Raw genomic sequence first — 16,619 nt, forward strand, 5'->3', positions numbered from 1 at the left:
ACGGGCAACGCCCGGTCCGGCTTTTGGTGCTTATACTAGCGTTGTGCTAGTCTTTGGTTTTGACACCAGGATCATTCTTGGAATAGGCGTCTTCCAGTTCCTGTGTATCAGGTGCGGGCTTAAGAGCACCTGGTCTGGCGCTTTCTGCGCCCTTGTCCGCATTCAGGGTGTCTGGCGCATTGGGGTGGCGACCATCCCTTGGCATCAGGACGGGATTATTGCCTTCGTCCAGATGCTCCGCGCGGTCTGCAGCGGTTTCGTCAGGTTGGGGGCGGTCTTTCTGACCATCGTCTCGAAGGAAGCCATGTTCCCCATCACGCGGCCCCTCTCCACGACGAAAGCCTGCCTGGTCTGTATCCTTGCGGCCCGGCGTTTCACCATCACCTCGCTGCTCGCTGAGGTCTTCGCGGCGCTGAGGGTCAAGATCTGTCTCATACTTGCTCATGATGGTCTCCTTTCAGAAAACCAACGGGCGAAGCCGCATGGATGTTCCGCATGAGACTGGATGGAACAGATTAATTCGCGGCCATCACCACACACGCCCGCACATCACATGATGACGGCAAATCTCAACCGGAACCGGTTTCAGCTCTTATTATCTCTCGGGAGGGAGGATGGTGTGCCCTACAGGGTTCGAACCTGTGACCTACTGATTAAAAGTCAGTTGCTCTACCAACTGAGCTAAGGGCACCGCCAGAACGGGCGATTTAGGCGACCAGACGGGTGCGGTCAACCGCCTGATGCAGCCTATGGCTTGATGTCGCCATAATTTTCGCATCACCCTCCCGATTATGTTGAGATTTGCGCCTGTTTTCCTAACTATTCTGCTGATGGCCGCCTGCGCGAGCCAACCCGCGCCCGCTGAACAGACGGCACAGGATAATGATTCTCTGACAGAGAATGTCGGCGAGGCAGCCGGAACGGCCTACACAAAGACACGTGACGGACTCGCGGACGCCGCCCTTTCTCCTCTCGAAGACCTCAATCTGCGACGGGAAGAAATTCCGCCGATCCTGAAAGGGGTGGAAAGCCCCTACGAATTGCCTACCGACCTCACCTGCCAGGATATCCAGCGCCTTCTAGCCCAGTTGGACACCGTGCTGGGCCCGGACTGGGACACGCCTTCGCCAGACGAGCGCCTGCGCACAGAGAAACTGGCCGACTCGGCCTCACAGGCAACACTCAATGCAGTGGCTTCTGAAGCGAGAGGGCTGATTCCCTTCCGGGGCATCATTCGCCAAGCGACCGGCGCGGACAGCCATCAAAAAAAGTACAATCTTGCCTACAAGATCGGCGCACAACGCCGGGCGTATCTGAAAGGCATGGGGCTCGCCAAGGGCTGCCCCCTGCCCGCACGCCCGAACTTCACCGTGAAGCGGGATGAGAACGCCGTAACGTACAAGGGCGACAGCCCGGTCGCGCCACCTCCCTCACAGGCCTATGATGACTACCAGCAGAAACAGCTGGAAAATCTTACGCCCGTTCATCCTTCGGAGACGACTTCGTCGACGCCCAGGCCGTCTGAAGTCGGGAGCGAAGCGCTTCAAACCGTCCCTCGGCAATAGAGGCGCGGATCTCCTGCATCAGAGCCTGAAAGAAGGCCGTATTGTGCCAGCTGAGCAGCATGGGGCCGAGATACTCCCCGGCCTTGAACAAGTGATGGTAATAGGCGCGTGAATAGTCCTGACTCGCCGAGCAGTTCACGGCCTCGTCCAGAGGTGATAGATCCTCGGCAAATTTAGCGTTCTTCACATTGACCGGCCCGTCCCAGGTCCAGGCCTGTCCGTGACGCCCGGAACGAGTCGGCAGAACGCAATCAAACATGTCGATCCCGCGGGCAACGCTTTCGACCAGATCAATCGGCTTGCCAACGCCCATCACATAGCGTGGCAGATGATCCGGCAGGTGTGGCATGGTTAGATCAATGGTCGCGCACATCTGCTCATGCCCCTCCCCCACGGCGAGGCCGCCCAGCGCGATGCCGCCAAAGCCCTGCGAGACAACGCCCTTGGCAGACTTCTCTCTCAGGTCTGCGTAATTCGACCCCTGAACGATGCCGAACAGGGTCTGGCTGTCGCGGTCTCCGAAGGCGTCAAGACTGCGCTGGCCCCAATCGAGCGACAGGTCCAGACTACGCTCAGCCTCCTCATGCGAGCAGGGATAGTCTGTGCATTCGTCCAGCTGCATAGAGATGTCGGCACCAAGCAGGTCTGCCTGAATCTCGATGCTGCGCGCCGGGGTCAGCCGGTGGGTGGAGCCGTCAATATGGCTCTGAAAGGTGACGCCGTCCGGATCCATTTTGCGAAGCTGCGCAAGGGACCAGACCTGAAAGCCGCCGCTATCGGTCAGCATCGGGCCATCCCAGTGCGCGAAGGCATGCAGGCCCCCAAGACGCTTCACGCGCTCGGCGCCCGGACGCAGCATCAAATGATAGGTGTTGCCGAGTATGATATCCGCCCCGGCATCCTTCACTTGATCCATGTACAGCGCCTTCACCGTACCGGCTGTGCCGACCGGCATGAAAGCGGGCGTGCGAATGTCTCCGCGCGGCGTCTTCAGAACGCCGGTGCGGGCCTTGCCTTCGGTGGCTTTGATCTCAAAAGGGAATGTTGCCATGGGCCGGGCCTATACGGGCTTCCCTGCCGTCTGCCTAGTCCGCAGCCTCAGAGGCGATAGATGCGCCGGGCGGTGACTTCGAACAGGGCGTGTTGCTCCACTTCGGAATACTTGGCAGCAATCTTCTTCAGGCCATTCCAGAGAACTGGATAGCTGATCGACCAGCGGTCGACCGGGAAGTTGCTTTCAAACATACAGCGGCCAGCGCCGAAACATTCGATCATATGATCATACCAGCGCTGCTGAGACTCCACGAACTCATCGGAGCTTGGCGGCATATCACGCTCATGCCAACCCCAGCCATTGTCCGGCATGGCAAGCCCGCCCAGCTTCGCAACCACGTTCGGGCACTTCGCGATCTCGGCGACATCTTCCTTCCATTTCGCGAAGATCTCTTCGCGCTGTTCCGCATAGGGCCCGACACCAATTGGCGTGCCGAAATGGTCGAGCACAAGCGTCGTATTTGGAACGGCCCTGGCGAGATCGAGAAAATCCTGATTCTGGTGGTGATAGTGCCAGGTGTCATAAGTCAGTCCACGTTCACCCAAACGCGCGACGCCCTGTCGGAACTCATCATCGGCGTAAAGACGTTCCGGTGCCCGGCCCGGAATGCGCAAGGGTGCACCGCTCGTATCGCGCGAGCCGGCATGGCGGATTCCACGAAACAGGCCATCAGCCGCTTCAGTATGCGCGTCCAGCACTTCATCGAGATCTGCACTGCGCAGGTCAGCGTGGCCGATGATGGCCGCGATATATGGCCCGCCACGTGCCTTCATGTCCTTCGCAGCCGCTGTTACGAATTCGGTCTCGCCCACAGGCATCAAATGGTCCGGGCCATCCTGGCGATAGGCCGCGCCACATTCCATGAAGACGGTCTGTTTTACATTATGGCCACTGGTTAAATCGGTCAGAAACTCGTCGACATTGTAGTGCATGTCCGGTTGTGGCCAGAGATGGTGATGGGGGTCAATGATCTCGCGGTCCGGATCGATGATCTCTTCCTGAACCTGCGCCAGCCACTCACTATTATTGAACACCATGCACACCTCCTCCTTTGTCGTTGAGGATAATGTGGGGTCCAGAATACAGAAAGGCCAGCACTTGGCTGGCCTGAAGCACTCTAAATCTTTGTAATCTCTAGAATTCGATCTCTGCTCCGACGAGTTCCGGCAGTTGCAGGACAATCAACAGATCGCGCATTTCCTGGCGGGCGGCCACATGGCTCATCGTGAAGGACACGTTGGACCCCTTCTCCGTCAGGTCCAGCAGGGTCAGGCCCGCCGGAAAGAGTTCGCGATAAATCACACGCTCGGAAAGGCCGGGCGCGAGGCGGAAGCCGATGCGCTTGGAGAGGTTCGTAAGCGCCTCGCCGACACGTTCCTTGTTGCGTGCCGCCAGCGGCGACATCCGGTTGCGCATCACGATCCAGTCGATCGGACGGCGGGACGTCTGCGCCTTCTTCTTGCGGCAGGACCAGACCATTTCGGAATAGAAGCTCGGCCGGATCACTTCCAGCGTCTGCGGGTTCACATCGCCCAGAAGATCAAAGTCCACGAAGCTGTCATTCAGCGGCGTTATCAGCGTATCGGCATTCACATGCGCAAGGCGTGACAGATAGGTGTCACCGCCAGGGCCGTCTATGATGATGAAATCACATGCCTTTTTCAGGCGCGCCACACTGCTAAGGAAACGTTGAGTCTCTTCGGATTCGGCACGGTCCAGGTCGCGCTCTGTCGAGGCGTCAACGCGGACAATTTCGGGCATGGGAAGCTTCGCGCCCGTGGACTGCATCCAGCGGAGACGATTTTCGAGATAGCGGGTCAAGCTGCGCTGGCGGACATCAAGGTCGATTACGCCGACCTTCTTTCCCATGCGCATAAGGGCCACCGACAAGTGCATCGACACTGTGGACTTGCCGGCGCCGCCCTTTTCATTCCCAACGACAATAACACGGGCCTCGCGCTGCTGCGCTGACAGGTCCGGGCCACCTACCGTCTCCAGTGGGGCGAATCCATCAGCGGGCATATTCGAGGGCTCCTTCAGTCGTTTGTCTTGTAGGCTTTAGTAACGTGATTCAGGCAACGTGGGAGAGGTTACCCTGCGTCGCCTTCTCGCTGGCGATCACATCCATGAAGAGTTCAGCATCCTCCATCGGCGCGTCGGCATAGTAAGGCGCCATCGGCTCGCCGTCGAAGAGCACATCGTCGGACATGATCGGGCCGAAGGCTGCATCGACCGGAAGGTCAGCGCGGAGCGGCTGGTGCGCGGAAATCTCTGACAGCAGGTTGCGAAGCGTACCGAGCGCGCCGGCCACGCGGCCAAGATCGCGGGAGTAGACTTCTGCTGCTTCCGTGACAGGCGTGCCATCGCGGTCAAACATCCATTCATCAACCATGTTCGGGCTGATATAGCGTGTACGCGGCTCTGGAGCGGCCACGAAGGGACGTTTAGAGAAGGGACGTTTAGACTTGCCAGCTGCCAGGCGGAGGCCGACAGAAAGCGCGAATGATTTAATCGGAGCGAGGATGCGGTGTGTCATGTGTTTAAAATTCCTCCGAATGGGTTAACAGGGCGTTTACACAATCCTCAGACGGGACGTTTTTCAAAGTGAATTCGAAGACAGATACGTTAACACCTGCCGTGCGCACGCGGGCCAATCTTCAGAACCAGATTCGCGAGTGGCGCCAAGCCGGTGAAACTATTGGATTTGTTCCGACAATGGGCGCTCTGCACTCGGGGCATTTGTCCCTGGTCAGAATTGCGAAAAAAAATGCGACAAAGGTGATCGCAAGCATCTTTATTAACCCGACCCAGTTCGCCCCGGGCGAAGACTTCGACACGTACCCACGCGACGAATCAGCTGACCGCGCGAAACTTGATTCTGTGGGCTGTGACCTCGTCTACCTGCCGACCGTCAGGGAAATGTATCCGGACGGCACGAAGACGAATGTACGCGTCGAGGAAATGTCGGACCTGCTGGACGGCATCTATCGACCGCATTTCTTCTATGGCGTGGCAACCGTCGTCGCGCGGCTGTTCCTCCACACGCAGCCGGATGTCGCCGTGTTTGGTGAGAAGGACTACCAGCAGCTGCAGATCATCCGGCGCATGGTGCGTGATCTGGGCTTCCCGATCGAAATCATCGGCGGCGAGACAGCCCGTGATGCCGATGGGCTGGCGCAGTCTTCCCGCAATCTGTACCTGACGCCTGAAGAGCGCCGTATTGCCCCGGCCATGCAGGCCGCGCTGCACCGCGCTTCGGTTCGCGTCACCAACGGAACGCTGCCATCAGTCGCGCTGGAAGAAGCGCGCACGATGATAATGGCGGCCGGCTTTACGGAGATGAACTATGTCAGCCTGGTCGATCCAGCAACGCTGGAAGACCTGCCGAACGCACCCCTGCCCCAAGGCACTGTTGCGCGCCTTCTGGCCGCCGCCTGGCTAGGTAAGACGCGCCTGATTGACAATATCAGTGTGACGCGGTGAACTCCCGCAGGGTCGCAAGCACTGTCTCATTATCTTCTGCGGAGCCGACACTGATCCGCAAACGCGTCGGCAGGCCGTAGCCGCCCACGGCGCGCACCAGAATGTTGCGCGCCTTCAGGAATTCGTTCGCAGCATTGGCCCGCTCGGCCGCGCCGAAATCCGGCAGCACGAAGTTCGCATGGCTGGGCGGTGTTGGCAGGCCCATTGCGTTCAGCGCCTCCGTCATTCTGGCACGCCATTCGGCATTATGCTCGCGGCTTTTCGTGAGGAACTCCGTGTCCTGAATGCTGGCCATGCCCGCAGCGACCGCCAGCCCATTCACATTGAAAGGCCCGCGAATGCGCTGAAATGTCTGCATAATTTCTTCAGGCATGTAGGCCCAGCCAAGGCGTAGCGCTGCCAGACCGTGAATTTTAGAGAAGGTGCGCATCATAACCGTATTGACGCGGCGATCCACAAGATCGCGGATCTGGGCCTCGTAATCCGGGCTGACATATTCGGCATAGGCGCCATCTACCACGAACAGGACATGCGGCGGCAGGCTGTCCTGCAGGCGCTCCAGCTCCTCCACCGTCATCATCGTGCCGGTCGGGTTGTTCGGGTTCGCCAGGAACAGGATCCGGGTCTTGTCCGTCACCGCGCCAAGAATGGCATTCGCCCCTGCCGTCAAATCCGTCTCCGGCACCGTAACCGGCTCAGCGCCGTGAGACAGCGCGGAGACTCGGTACATGGAAAAGGCATGCTCGGTGAACAGGATCTCATCTCCCGGTCTGGCATAGCACTGCGTCAGCAGGTGGATGATCTCGTCAGAGCCTGAAGACACGACAATCCGCGACGCATCCGCAATGCCGGTTGCCTTGGCAATCGTTTCCCGAAGGGCACCATATTCGGGATCTGGATAGATGTGGACCTCTTCGGCAGCCGCCTTCATCGCCTCAACCGCCTTGGGGCTCGGCCCGAAGGGGTTTTCGTTGGAAGCCAGCATGATTACATGCCCGGTCGAGCCTTTCAGCTTGCCACCAGGAACATAGGGCTTGGTCAGCGCGATATGCGGCAGAGGAAGTATACGTGTCATCGCCACGCGGCTTACACGAAAGCCTCAGCCCTGGGAACTGGTGGAATTGCTTTTCAGGCGCGCGGTGGCGCGGTCGATTCCCTCAGGATCAGCCGGTAATCCAGCACTTCGTGGCGAGGCTCATCCGAAGGGTTGCTTGTCTCTTCCAGCAGGATGCGGACAGCAGCAGAGGCCAGTTCCCGGCTCGGCTGATAAACCGTCGTCAGCGAGGGGCTGATGGTGGAGGCTAGCGGCGTGTCATCGAAGCCGACAACCGACAGGTCTTTCGGCACGCTGATCTGACGACGATAGGCCGTCGCCAGCACGCCTGCAGCCATGTCATCATTGCTGGCAAAGATGACGGTGGGCGGATTGGGCAGGTCAAGCAGCGTTTCGGCACAGCCAAGGCCGGAATCGAATGCGAAATTGCCCTGGCATACGAGGTCCGGGTCTAGCGGAATGCCCGCCTTTTCCAGTGCCGCAAGATAGCCCTTGTGGCGCAAATTCGCCTGTGTGTGGCTCTCCGGCCCGCGGATAAAGCCAATGCGTTTATGACCAAGACCGATCAGGTATTCCGTCATTTCCTGACCTGCGGCGGTATCATCCATGGAAACGTTCAGACCCTGCCCCTCTTCCGAGGCAGATATCCGCACGAAGGGAATACGCCGGTCGCGCAGTTCGGCGACGAGGTTGTGATCATCTGACAGAGGCGGAGTCAACACAGCGCCGGCCAGTTTGGTTTCGGCGCGCAGGGCCAGCAGAGAAGGATGATTGTCGCTGCAGTCCTCAGCAATCAGGCTGTAGCCTTCCGCCTGACAGCGCTGCAGGGCGCCAAGCTGGACCTCGCCAACATAATTGCGGGACGGGTTTGCGTAGAACAGACAGATAATGTGGCTTTGCCGGGCACGCAGGTTTCGCGCATTGTGATTGGTGCGATAGTCCAGCGTGCGGACTGCCTCCATCACTTTTTGGCGGGTTTCCTCGCGAACGTTGGTCTCGCCGTTCAGCACGCGGCTGACCGTCTTGAAAGACACACCAGCCTCGCGCGCCACATCAATAATGGTTGCAGGTCGGCCCTTTTGGGGTGTGCTGTGCATGTTCAGGCCGTCCGCCATGGTTTATCCCTTGTCACGCCCTGGGACGGAGGACATCAGCGCGCAGGGTATCAAGCGTGTGAAATCGTCCAGCCACATGGGTCATGTGAACTGAAACTAGCTTGTTTTTCCTTATAGTGACAAGACCTTGCCGGAGTTTCCATCCGGCAAGGTCTTTGAAGCAATGGCCTATTTCAGGCTGCGGTTCACCAGGTTTTCCAGCATTTCCTGACGGCCGCTGGTGTGAGACGGGTTGAGACCCGTCGCGGCGGCCTTGTCGGCAATGCTCTCAAGGCTCGCGCCGTCGGACAGCATCATCTTGCCAAGGTCGCTGCTTTCCCAGCCGGCATAACGCGCAGCTTTGAATTTCGCGATCTCGCCCTTCTCGATGATGTCCGCCGCAGACAGTAGAGCACGGGCAAGCGCGTCAACACCGCCCACATGAGCGTAGAAAAGATCATCCAGGTCACTAGACTGACGACGCACTTTGGCATCGAAGTTGAAGCCGCCGGTATCGAGACCGCCAGACGGCAGCAGCTCGATCAGGGCCAGCGTGATGTCACGGACATCTAGGTTAAACTGGTCCGTATCCCACCCATTCTGGTAGTTGCCGCAGTTGATGTCGATGGAGCCCATGATACCAAGCGACACCGCGGTTGCGATCTCGTGCGCAAAGCTGTGACCGGACAGCGTGGCATGGTTCGGCTCGATATTCACATGCACTTCCTTTTCCAGGCCGAAGTGCTGAAGGAAGCCATGAATGGTGGCAGAGTCGAAATCATACTGATGGTACATCGGCTCATGCGGCTTCGGCTCGATCAGGATCTTGCCCTTGAAGCCGATCTTGTGCTTGTGCTCCACAACCATGGAGAGGAAGCGTCCAAAATTGTTCAGCTCACGGTCAAGATTGGTGTTCAGCAGGGTGTCATAGCCTTCCCGACCGCCCCAAAGAACATAGTTTTCTCCGCCAAGCTGATTGGTGGCTTCCAGACAGTCACGAATCTGGCGCACGGCGCAGGCCGCAACTTCCGGGTTCGGATTGGTCAGGCCGCCAGCCGCAAAGCGGGGATTGCTGAACAGGTTTGCCGTGCCCCATAGCAATTTCACGCCTGTCGCTTCCTGATAGGCAGCCAGACGATCTGCAGCGCGCTTGAGATTGTTGGAAAGCTCATCCGGCGTTGCGGAGTCTTCCGTCACGTCCACATCGTGGAAGCAATAATAAGGGAGGCCCAGCTTAGTGAAGAACTCGAATGCAGCGGCCATCTTGGCGTCCGCAGCAGCGCGGTCATTCCGGGCGGCGTGCCATGGGCGATCCGTTGTGCCTGCGCCGAAGATGTCAAAGCCATCCCAGCAGAAGGTGTGCCAATAGCACACGGCCATACGCAAATGGTCTTCCATACGCTTGCCAAGAACCATTTGGTCCTTGTCATAGTAACGATAGGCCAGCGGATTGTCGCTATCGGGGCCTTCATACTTGATCGGGTCGATCCCTTTGAAAACGGGATCGTTATCTACCTTGATCTCACCGTCAGCCATAATTCGTTCTCCTTAGAAAGATTCTTTCAGCATACGGTACAGTGTACCGAATTTCTCATATTTCGGGGCAAGCTTGTCCTGATCGCTGTCTTTCGGCTCCACGATCTGGAGCACTTCAGGAGCCTCGAACATTTCTTCCACATCTCCGCCCAGCGCCGCAAAGCGGGCAAGCCGCGCTGCGCCATAGGCCGGGCCGGTGGCCGCGCCATCACGATAGACCATCGGGCAATCCAGAACGGCAGACAGGATACGCCCCCAATAGGTGGACTGCGCCCCCCCGCCGATGACAGAAATACTGTGCACATCGACACCGGATTCGACCAGCGCGTTAAACCCGTCAGCCATACCAAAGGCTACGCCTTCCAGCACGGCCTGACCGATCTGCGCCGGGCCGGAATCATGCCCTAGACCGAACAGAACACCTGACGCATGCGGATTGTTGTGAGGCGTGCGTTCACCTGACAGATATGGGAGGAAGTGTTCAGGTCCCCCGAGGCGAGCCTCGGTTTGCGCACGTCTGACAAGCTCTCCAGCGTCAGATGTTCCGGTCAGTTTGACGGCCCAGTCAAGGCAACTGGCCGCACTCAGCATCACAGACATCAAATGCCAGCGGTCCGGCAGGGCATGACAGAAGGCATGCGCCGCAGAGCCGGGATTTGACCGAAATGTATTGCCTGCCACAAAGATGACGCCGGACGTGCCGAGCGAGAGAAGGGCTTCGCCTTCATCAATCACCCCTACCCCCACGGCGCCGGCGGCATTGTCACCGCCCCCCGCCACAACCGGAACGCGCTGCATGCCCCAGGCCTCAGCGGCCTCCTGGCGCAGCACGCCGGTCACTTCATGACCCTCATAGAGCTTCGGCATGTTGGCTTCGCTGAGACCGCAAGCTGCGAGCAATTCGTCACACCATTTGCGGTTTTCAACATCCATCCACAGCGTGCCGGAGGAATCCGACATGTCGGAAGCAAGGTCCCCGGTCATCCGAAGGCGTACATAATCCTTGGGCAGCAGAACGGCGTGAATTTTCTCGAAAACTTGAGGCTCATGCCGGCGCACCCATTCCAGTTTCGGGGCGGTAAAGCCAGGCATAACCAGATTGCCACCCTTGCTGACGAATTCAGGGGTCGCTTCCTGGAGCTCCCGGCACTCTTCAAAACTGCGCCCATCATTCCAGAGAATGGCGGGGCGAAGAGGAGCCAAGGATTTGTCGAGCAGGGTCGCGCCATGCATCTGTCCGGAGAGACCAATGGCCTTCACGCCATGACGGCGGTTCACGTCCAGCTTGGCGACCGCCATGTTCGTGGCTGTCCACCAGTCAGACGGATTCTGCTCAGACCAGAGCGGCTTCGGACGGGAAATCGGTAGATCAGCCTGGCTGACCTCTACCTGGCGTCCGCTCTCATCAATGAGCGCTGCCTTGACGCTGGATGTACCGATGTCGATGCCAAGAAACACGATTTACTACCCTCCCGCTGGCAAATTTTTCTGAGCTTGCCTCGCAAATGATACCGCTATCATTTCAATCCTGACCTCGCAAGACTCGATTGAAGATGAATTGCTGTGGCACGCTAAAATGCCCTAATTTGCCTGTTTTGACGGGCGATCCAGGCATACCGAACCGGATTGGGACTTTTCATGACAACGTTCTCATGCTTTCTGGCGCCGACTCAAAACAGAAAACAGGCGGCGGCTCTCAAAAGTGCGCCGAAAGCTGGCATGACCCTGCACCTCTCCCATGGCCCCTGCGAATTGACCCTTCTGCCGGAAATTGGCGGTTCAACGGGGGCTTTTACCTATAAGGGCATGGACATTCTACGCCCCTTCCCGACGGCCGGGGCCAGCACCTCCGCCGGCCCACTGGAGAGTGCGGGCTTCCCACTGTTTCCGTTTTCGGGGCGTATTCAGAACGGCATCTTCACCTGGCAGGGACGCCAGATTGAGCTGGAACCGAACTTCCTGCCAGAGCCGCATGCCATTCACGGCCAAGCCTGGCAGAAGCCATGGACGTCCGAGAAGACCGGCGAGGCAAGCGCCCACATGGTCTATGATCACGCAACTGGCAACTGGCCCTGGGCCTATCGCGCCGAACAGCTATTCGAGTTGACGGAAGATGGCCTTACGCTGACCATGCGGCTGACAAATACGGGAACAGAGGCGATGCCCGCCGGTTTGGGATGGCACCCCTATTTCCCCCGCCATGATGCCCGCCTGATGGTGAATGTGAAAGCCATCTGGCGGTCTGGTGAAGACATGATCCCTACTGAAGTGGCGTCTCCCTCAGAGGAGGAAGATCTCACGATCTGGCGGGAGGTCGACAGCCTGTCTCTGGACAATGCTTTTATCATGGAAGAGCCGGAGGCCGCGATCTATTGGCCCGAGCAAAAGATCCGTGTCGATATCAGCGCCGATCCGTTGATGAGTCATACAGTAGTTTACACGCCCAGAGGACAAGACTTTTTCTGTGTTGAGCCTGTGAGCCATTCACCGGACGCGGTGAACAGCGCACATGGCACAAACATAACCGGCCTGCACAGCCTTGCTGGCGGAGACACCCTGACGGGCACAGTCCGGCTGACAATCCACGATGTGGTCGACTAAGCGAGACTTATGAATTCAGGGGGCGAACCGAGTCACGCTCAATGATGGAGACATCCAGAACAGCATGCCGCTGTGCACTGCCCGTCTCCTCATCATCTGCGATGAAATTCGCCAGAAGATCCACAGACTGATATCCCATTTCAGCAATTGGTTGGCGCACGGTGGTCAGCTGGGGCCAAATGGCACTCGCAATCGGCGTATCATCGTATCCGACCACAGATATATCTTCCGGCACACGCTTTCCATGGCGGAACGCTGAGGCAATTACCCCCGCAGCCATGTCATCATTGCTCGCAAAAATAGCCGTAGGCAGATCATCTAGGGCCAGCATGGCATCTGCCGCTTCCATGCCACTGCGATAGGTAAACTTGCCCTGTTTGACGAGTGCGGGATCAACCTCCAGCCCATGTGCCTGCATGGCTTTCATGAAACCACTATGGCGACGGTGAGAGGACATCTGATCTTTAGCACCGATCACAAAACCGATGCGCTTGTGTCCGTGGTCAATCAGATACTCCGTCATCCGGGTAGCGGCGGCCTCATCATCAATCGACAGGCTGGTCCCTGCCTCAAGCATGGATTTTGGGGCAATCAGAACAGCAGGAATGCCTGCCTCGTCCAGCTTGCAAAGCAGATGGTCATCCTCACTTAGCGGCGGGACAACCAGAATGCCATCAAGACCCGCCCCGCTAAGACGTTCCACCAATTGGTCAACGTCTGCCGGCTCGGCATAAGAGGAAAAGTCTTCCAGCACGAGGTGGTGCCCAGCCTCACGGCAGCGATTCATGGCGCCGATCAGAAGCTCGCTGAGATAGCTGTTGCTGGGGTTGTTGAAGATCATACCGATAAACAGCGAGCTGCCGCCAGCCAGGCTGCGCGCAAGCAGATTGGGCCGGTATTTCAGTTCGCGAATAGCCTCTTCAACGCGCACGCGTGTTGTTTCGCGCACAACATTCCGTCCATTCAGCACGCGGGACACGGTCATCTGCGAGACGCCCGCCAATTCGGCCACTTCTTTAATCGTGGCGTGCTGGCGTCTGCCATTTCTCGTAACTTTTTCGGCCATTTTCAATCCTGTACGCCCCCTCAGCGTGCACCCCTTTTCGGCTCTGTGCTCTGGTCTTGCTGCCAGTAATTCGGGGGGACCTGAAACCGTTTCTGCAAGATTTTCAAGCCAATTCAGGCAGTAAGAGAGAAACCTGCGTCTAAGCGCGCCTGTCAGGGGCCGACTTGAGCGCGGATGCAACGGCATCCCGCATCAGCTTTGGACGGTACTGGCTGTCATACAATGTGGGGCGTTTTTCAATGCCATCCTCGCGCGGCTTGAAGCCTTGCAGCCAGTTCTGATTGTCCACCATGCCCCAGATCAGCAGGTCTTTTGTCTGCGGATAATTGAACATCATGTCGAGATAATCACGCGTATAGGCGGCCATTTCTCGATCGCGCCCGGCTATGCCAGGCGCCATTTGAGTGTCATTCACGTCAAACTCGGTAAGATAAACATCCAGCCCCATTCCGACGACCTCATCGACAAAGTTACGCCAGAGGCGCTGTTGCGTGGCATTGAAGGCCGATGGCGGCGCATCATTTGAATGGCTTTGGATGCCGAGCGCATGAATCGGCACATCATTCTTCCTGAGCCGCTCCAGCAACCTCAGCACGCCGTCGCGGTGCGTCTCATGGGAAGGCTCCCAGCTCATGTAATCATTATAGGCGAGCGTAGCGCTTGGCGCTGCAGCATGCGCTGTACGGAAGGCGAAATCGATCACTTCTGGCCCCATGGCGCGCGTCAGCGAGGTTTCGCGAATGCCACCTGTTTCCGGATCAATCGTCTCGTTCACGACATCCCAGGAGTAGATGAATCCTGCATCATGAGAGGCGACTCTGGTGATGTAGTTGCCGAGCAGCGCCTCGGCCTCAGCGCGGCTGGCGAATTGCGTTTCGTTGACCCATTTCGGCAGCCACTGCGAATGCTGCCACAGCAAGGTGTGACCACGCATGCCAAGGCCGTTGGCCTTGGCAAAGGCGACCAGCTTGTCACCAGGAGCAAAGTTCAGCTCGCCCGGCTCAGGCTGGATCACATACATCTTGTGGGCATTGTCAGCGACGATGACCGCGCAATCGCGTAGCACGATCTCCACATATTTCGGGTCGTCCAGCTGTTGCGGCGCGATGGCTGTACCGAAACGTATGCCCTTTGCTGCGGCCAGGGCTTTGAGCGGAGCGGTCTGCGTTCCTAGACGCGGCACATCCCCGCCCGGCATGGCACATGCCGCAGCTGCGGCGCTGGCAGACATCAGGGCAAGCGCGTGGCGTCTGGTGAATGTCATGTAAATTTTCCTCCCTTGGCGCAGAGGGCTTCAATGGCCCTTGGCTTTTGATTTATGATACCGCTATCATGACAAATCAAACAAGGTCCATACCAAGAAAAACACGAGGGAGAGAGACATTGACGCGATGCGGAAACCGGAAATTCATCCTGGCCACCAGTGCTGGCATGATGGCCCTGCTGGCAGGCTGCGCGGAAAAAACCGCCCTGCCCGAGCAGACGGAAGCGAGCAGCGAGGCGGCCTTTGAATACCTGACCTATAAAGGCCAGGATGCCATCTTCGAGACGCCGCTAGCGGACAATCAGGCGCGCAATCCTATTCTGGCGGGTTTCTATCCTGACCCTAGCATCACCCAGGTGGGTGGGGATTATTATCTCGTGCACTCCACCTTCGCCTATTATCCCGGAATCCCGGTGTTCCACAGCAAAGATCTGATCAACTGGACGCAAATCGGCAATGTCATCGACCGGCCGGACATGCTGGACTTTGGCAAGCTGCGCGTCTCGCGCGGCGTGTTTGCGCCGACCATCGAATATCATGACGGCCTGTTCCATGTCGTGAATACGTGCGTCGATTGCGGCGGCAATTTCGTCGTCACCGCAGCAGATCCAGCCGGGCCATGGTCTGATCCGGTCTGGGTGCCCGATGTTGGCGGGATCGATCCCTCGATATTCTTTGATCTTGATGGCAAGGCCTACATGATCAACAATGATGAACCGGAAGGCGGCTCTACCTATGAAGGGCACAGGGCCATCTGGATTCGCGAGATCGACCCGAAGACCTTCCAGCCTGTTGGAGATGCCGTTGTGGCCGTGAATGGCGGTGTACGGATAGAAGACAAGCCGATCTGGATTGAAGGGCCGCACCTCTATCGCCTGGGAGATGAATACCTGCTCAGCATGGCGGAAGGCGGCACCGGGCCGCAGCACTCTCAAGTCGTCTTCAAATCAGACAGTCCGCTTGGACCTTTTACGCCCTATGAAGGCAATCCCGTGCTGACGCAGAGGGATCTGCCGGAAGACCGGGCCAATCCCGTCACCTCAGTTGGCCATGCGGACTTCGCGCAGGACGCCGCCGGAAACTGGTGGGCCGTCTTTCTTGGCACCCGCCCCTATCGGGGGAACCAATACAATACCGGGCGGGAGACCTTCCTTCTGCCGGTGACCTGGGAAGGTGAATGGCCTCGCATCGGCCCAAAACCCGGTGAGGAAGTGCCCTATGTGATTGACAAGCCGGATCTGCCGGAACAGCCCGACGCGCCCCTGCCCCTGACAGGCAACTTCACGGTCACACAGGAGTTTGACGGCGACACGCTGCCGCTAAACTGGATGACCGTCCGTGTGCCACAGGAACACTGGTATACGATGAAAGATGGCAAGCTGATCCTGCAAGACCGGCCCGTAGGCTTGGGCGATTTCGGACACCCCTCTTTTGCGGCACGGCGTCAGCAGCACATGAATGCCGAAGCCTCAACCGAAGTCAGCTTCACACCCGCCAGCCCACAGGAAGAAGCCGGCATTGCCGCATTCCAGAATGATGAATTTTATTATGCGCTGGGCGTATCTGTGAACCCAGATGGTCAGCGCGTCATCCGGCTGCGCAAACGCGCAGGCGGCGACATGGGAGCGGAAGGCGAGATCATTGCGCAACTGCCTGCACTGTCTTCTGAAGACCAACCTATCCGACTGAAAATCACCGCGCGGGCGGATCGCTATGACTTCCATCAGGCCGCGCCGAGCGGCGAGTGGACAGTCATAGCCACGGATCAGGACGGTACGATCCTCAGCACGGATACGGCAGGGGGTTTTGTCGGCACGATGCTAGGACTATATGCCCAATCTGACCGGAACCTAGCTGACTGAACAAGAAGTCGGGCGCGCACCAAATGATGCGCGCCCGATA

The 16,619-nt window shown here is 58.2% G+C and carries 15 protein-coding genes and 1 tRNA gene; 4 read left to right on the top strand and 12 right to left on the bottom strand.

All coding sequences use genetic code 11. From position 1 onward, the window contains the following. Window positions 1-46: 46 nt before the first annotated feature. Complete coding sequence (locus HY2_RS13245) at window positions 47-445, bottom strand: hypothetical protein (protein ID WP_034828424.1); 399 nt, start codon at window positions 443-445, stop codon at window positions 47-49. Window positions 446-615: 170 nt separating this feature from the next. Then, window positions 616-691: transfer RNA gene (locus tag HY2_RS13250), tRNA-Lys, on the bottom strand. A gap of 100 nt (window positions 692-791) precedes the next feature. On the opposite strand from HY2_RS13250, the gene HY2_RS13255 reads away from it, so the two are divergent. Continuing rightward, complete coding sequence (locus HY2_RS13255; protein WP_146617166.1) at window positions 792-1,565, top strand: hypothetical protein; 774 nt, start codon at window positions 792-794, stop codon at window positions 1,563-1,565. On the opposite strand, the gene tgt is transcribed toward HY2_RS13255, so the two are convergent. The 4 genes from tgt to HY2_RS13275 form a co-directional block, all read right to left on the bottom strand. Further along, window positions 1,474-2,616: a tRNA guanosine(34) transglycosylase Tgt gene (gene tgt, locus HY2_RS13260; RefSeq protein WP_034828429.1), complete on the bottom strand. Its 1,143-nt coding sequence runs from the start codon at window positions 2,614-2,616 to the stop codon at window positions 1,474-1,476. The two genes, HY2_RS13255 and tgt, sit on opposite strands and share 92 nt — an antisense overlap. 47 nt (window positions 2,617-2,663) lie before the next feature. Then, a complete protein-coding gene (locus HY2_RS13265) occupies window positions 2,664-3,656 on the bottom strand; it encodes an amidohydrolase family protein (protein WP_051595030.1) in 993 nt (330 codons plus the stop codon). A 97-nt stretch (window positions 3,657-3,753) separates the two neighbouring features. Further along, window positions 3,754-4,641 carry a division plane positioning ATPase MipZ gene (locus tag HY2_RS13270; protein WP_051595031.1) on the bottom strand — a complete coding sequence of 296 codons (888 nt, stop codon included), beginning with the start codon at window positions 4,639-4,641 and terminating at the stop codon, window positions 3,754-3,756. Between the two features lie 49 nt (window positions 4,642-4,690). Beyond that, window positions 4,691-5,155 (bottom strand): hypothetical protein, encoded by a 465-nt coding sequence (locus tag HY2_RS13275; protein WP_034828433.1) that lies wholly within the window; start codon window positions 5,153-5,155, stop codon window positions 4,691-4,693. A gap of 68 nt (window positions 5,156-5,223) precedes the next feature. Between HY2_RS13275 and panC the strand changes: the two genes are divergently transcribed. Next, a complete protein-coding gene (gene panC / locus HY2_RS13280) occupies window positions 5,224-6,102 on the top strand; it encodes a pantoate--beta-alanine ligase (protein WP_112063290.1) in 879 nt (292 codons plus the stop codon). Here the strand turns inward: panC and hisC are convergent. From hisC to xylB, 4 genes are all read right to left on the bottom strand, one after another. After that, on the bottom strand, window positions 6,086-7,177 hold the full coding sequence (hisC, locus tag HY2_RS13285) for a histidinol-phosphate transaminase (RefSeq protein ID WP_034828437.1): 1,092 nt from the start codon (window positions 7,175-7,177) through the stop codon (window positions 6,086-6,088). The genes panC and hisC overlap by 17 nt on opposite strands. A gap of 53 nt (window positions 7,178-7,230) precedes the next feature. Then, on the bottom strand, window positions 7,231-8,271 hold the full coding sequence (locus tag HY2_RS13290; protein WP_051595032.1) for a LacI family DNA-binding transcriptional regulator: 1,041 nt from the start codon (window positions 8,269-8,271) through the stop codon (window positions 7,231-7,233). Between the two features lie 168 nt (window positions 8,272-8,439). Further along, a complete protein-coding gene (xylA, locus tag HY2_RS13295) occupies window positions 8,440-9,786 on the bottom strand; it encodes a xylose isomerase (RefSeq protein WP_051595033.1) in 1,347 nt (448 codons plus the stop codon). 12 nt (window positions 9,787-9,798) lie between these two features. Next, window positions 9,799-11,244: a xylulokinase gene (gene xylB, locus HY2_RS13300; RefSeq protein ID WP_034828439.1), complete on the bottom strand. Its 1,446-nt coding sequence runs from the start codon at window positions 11,242-11,244 to the stop codon at window positions 9,799-9,801. Window positions 11,245-11,424: 180 nt separating this feature from the next. Here xylB and HY2_RS13305 point away from each other — a divergent pair, with 180 nt between their 5' ends. Beyond that, a complete protein-coding gene (locus tag HY2_RS13305) occupies window positions 11,425-12,387 on the top strand; it encodes an aldose 1-epimerase (protein WP_051595034.1) in 963 nt (320 codons plus the stop codon). A 7-nt stretch (window positions 12,388-12,394) separates the two neighbouring features. On the opposite strand, the gene HY2_RS13310 is transcribed toward HY2_RS13305, so the two are convergent. Together HY2_RS13310 and HY2_RS13315 are read right to left on the bottom strand one after the other, a co-directional pair. After that, entirely contained in the window at window positions 12,395-13,453 is a 1,059-nt protein-coding gene (locus HY2_RS13310) for a LacI family DNA-binding transcriptional regulator (RefSeq protein ID WP_034828440.1), read from the bottom strand. A 139-nt stretch (window positions 13,454-13,592) separates the two neighbouring features. Further along, window positions 13,593-14,717, bottom strand: coding sequence for an endo-1,4-beta-xylanase (locus HY2_RS13315; protein WP_051595035.1), 1,125 nt, complete (start codon window positions 14,715-14,717; stop codon window positions 13,593-13,595). A 167-nt stretch (window positions 14,718-14,884) separates the two neighbouring features. Between HY2_RS13315 and HY2_RS13320 the strand changes: the two genes are divergently transcribed. Continuing rightward, window positions 14,885-16,579 carry a glycoside hydrolase family 43 protein gene (locus tag HY2_RS13320; protein WP_051595036.1) on the top strand — a complete coding sequence of 565 codons (1,695 nt, stop codon included), beginning with the start codon at window positions 14,885-14,887 and terminating at the stop codon, window positions 16,577-16,579. The last annotated feature ends 40 nt before the right edge of the window (window positions 16,580-16,619 follow it).

It is taken from the genome of Hyphomonas pacifica (assembly GCF_000682675.1).
In the GTDB taxonomy this organism is placed as follows: domain Bacteria; phylum Pseudomonadota; class Alphaproteobacteria; order Caulobacterales; family Hyphomonadaceae; genus Hyphomonas; species Hyphomonas pacifica.

Bases quoted from the DNA above. Each gene is read 5' to 3' on its own strand.
- tgt (WP_034828429.1), bottom strand. From the start codon at position 2,616: ATGGCAACATTCCCTTTTGAGATCAAAGCCACCGAAGGCAAGGCCCGC.
- HY2_RS13265 (WP_051595030.1), bottom strand. From the start codon at position 3,656: ATGGTGTTCAATAATAGTGAGTGGCTGGCGCAGGTTCAGGAAGAGATC.
- hisC (WP_034828437.1), bottom strand. From the start codon at position 7,177: ATGACACGTATACTTCCTCTGCCGCATATCGCGCTGACCAAGCCCTAT.
- HY2_RS13245 (WP_034828424.1), bottom strand. From the start codon at position 445: ATGAGCAAGTATGAGACAGATCTTGACCCTCAGCGCCGCGAAGACCTC.
- HY2_RS13290 (WP_051595032.1), bottom strand. From the start codon at position 8,271: ATGGCGGACGGCCTGAACATGCACAGCACACCCCAAAAGGGCCGACCT.
- HY2_RS13255 (WP_146617166.1), top strand. From the start codon at position 792: ATGTTGAGATTTGCGCCTGTTTTCCTAACTATTCTGCTGATGGCCGCC.
- HY2_RS13305 (WP_051595034.1), top strand. From the start codon at position 11,425: ATGACAACGTTCTCATGCTTTCTGGCGCCGACTCAAAACAGAAAACAG.
- HY2_RS13315 (WP_051595035.1), bottom strand. From the start codon at position 14,717: ATGACATTCACCAGACGCCACGCGCTTGCCCTGATGTCTGCCAGCGCC.
- HY2_RS13310 (WP_034828440.1), bottom strand. From the start codon at position 13,453: ATGGCCGAAAAAGTTACGAGAAATGGCAGACGCCAGCACGCCACGATT.
- xylA (WP_051595033.1), bottom strand. From the start codon at position 9,786: ATGGCTGACGGTGAGATCAAGGTAGATAACGATCCCGTTTTCAAAGGG.
- HY2_RS13270 (WP_051595031.1), bottom strand. From the start codon at position 4,641: ATGCCCGCTGATGGATTCGCCCCACTGGAGACGGTAGGTGGCCCGGAC.
- HY2_RS13275 (WP_034828433.1), bottom strand. From the start codon at position 5,155: ATGACACACCGCATCCTCGCTCCGATTAAATCATTCGCGCTTTCTGTC.
- HY2_RS13320 (WP_051595036.1), top strand. From the start codon at position 14,885: ATGATGGCCCTGCTGGCAGGCTGCGCGGAAAAAACCGCCCTGCCCGAG.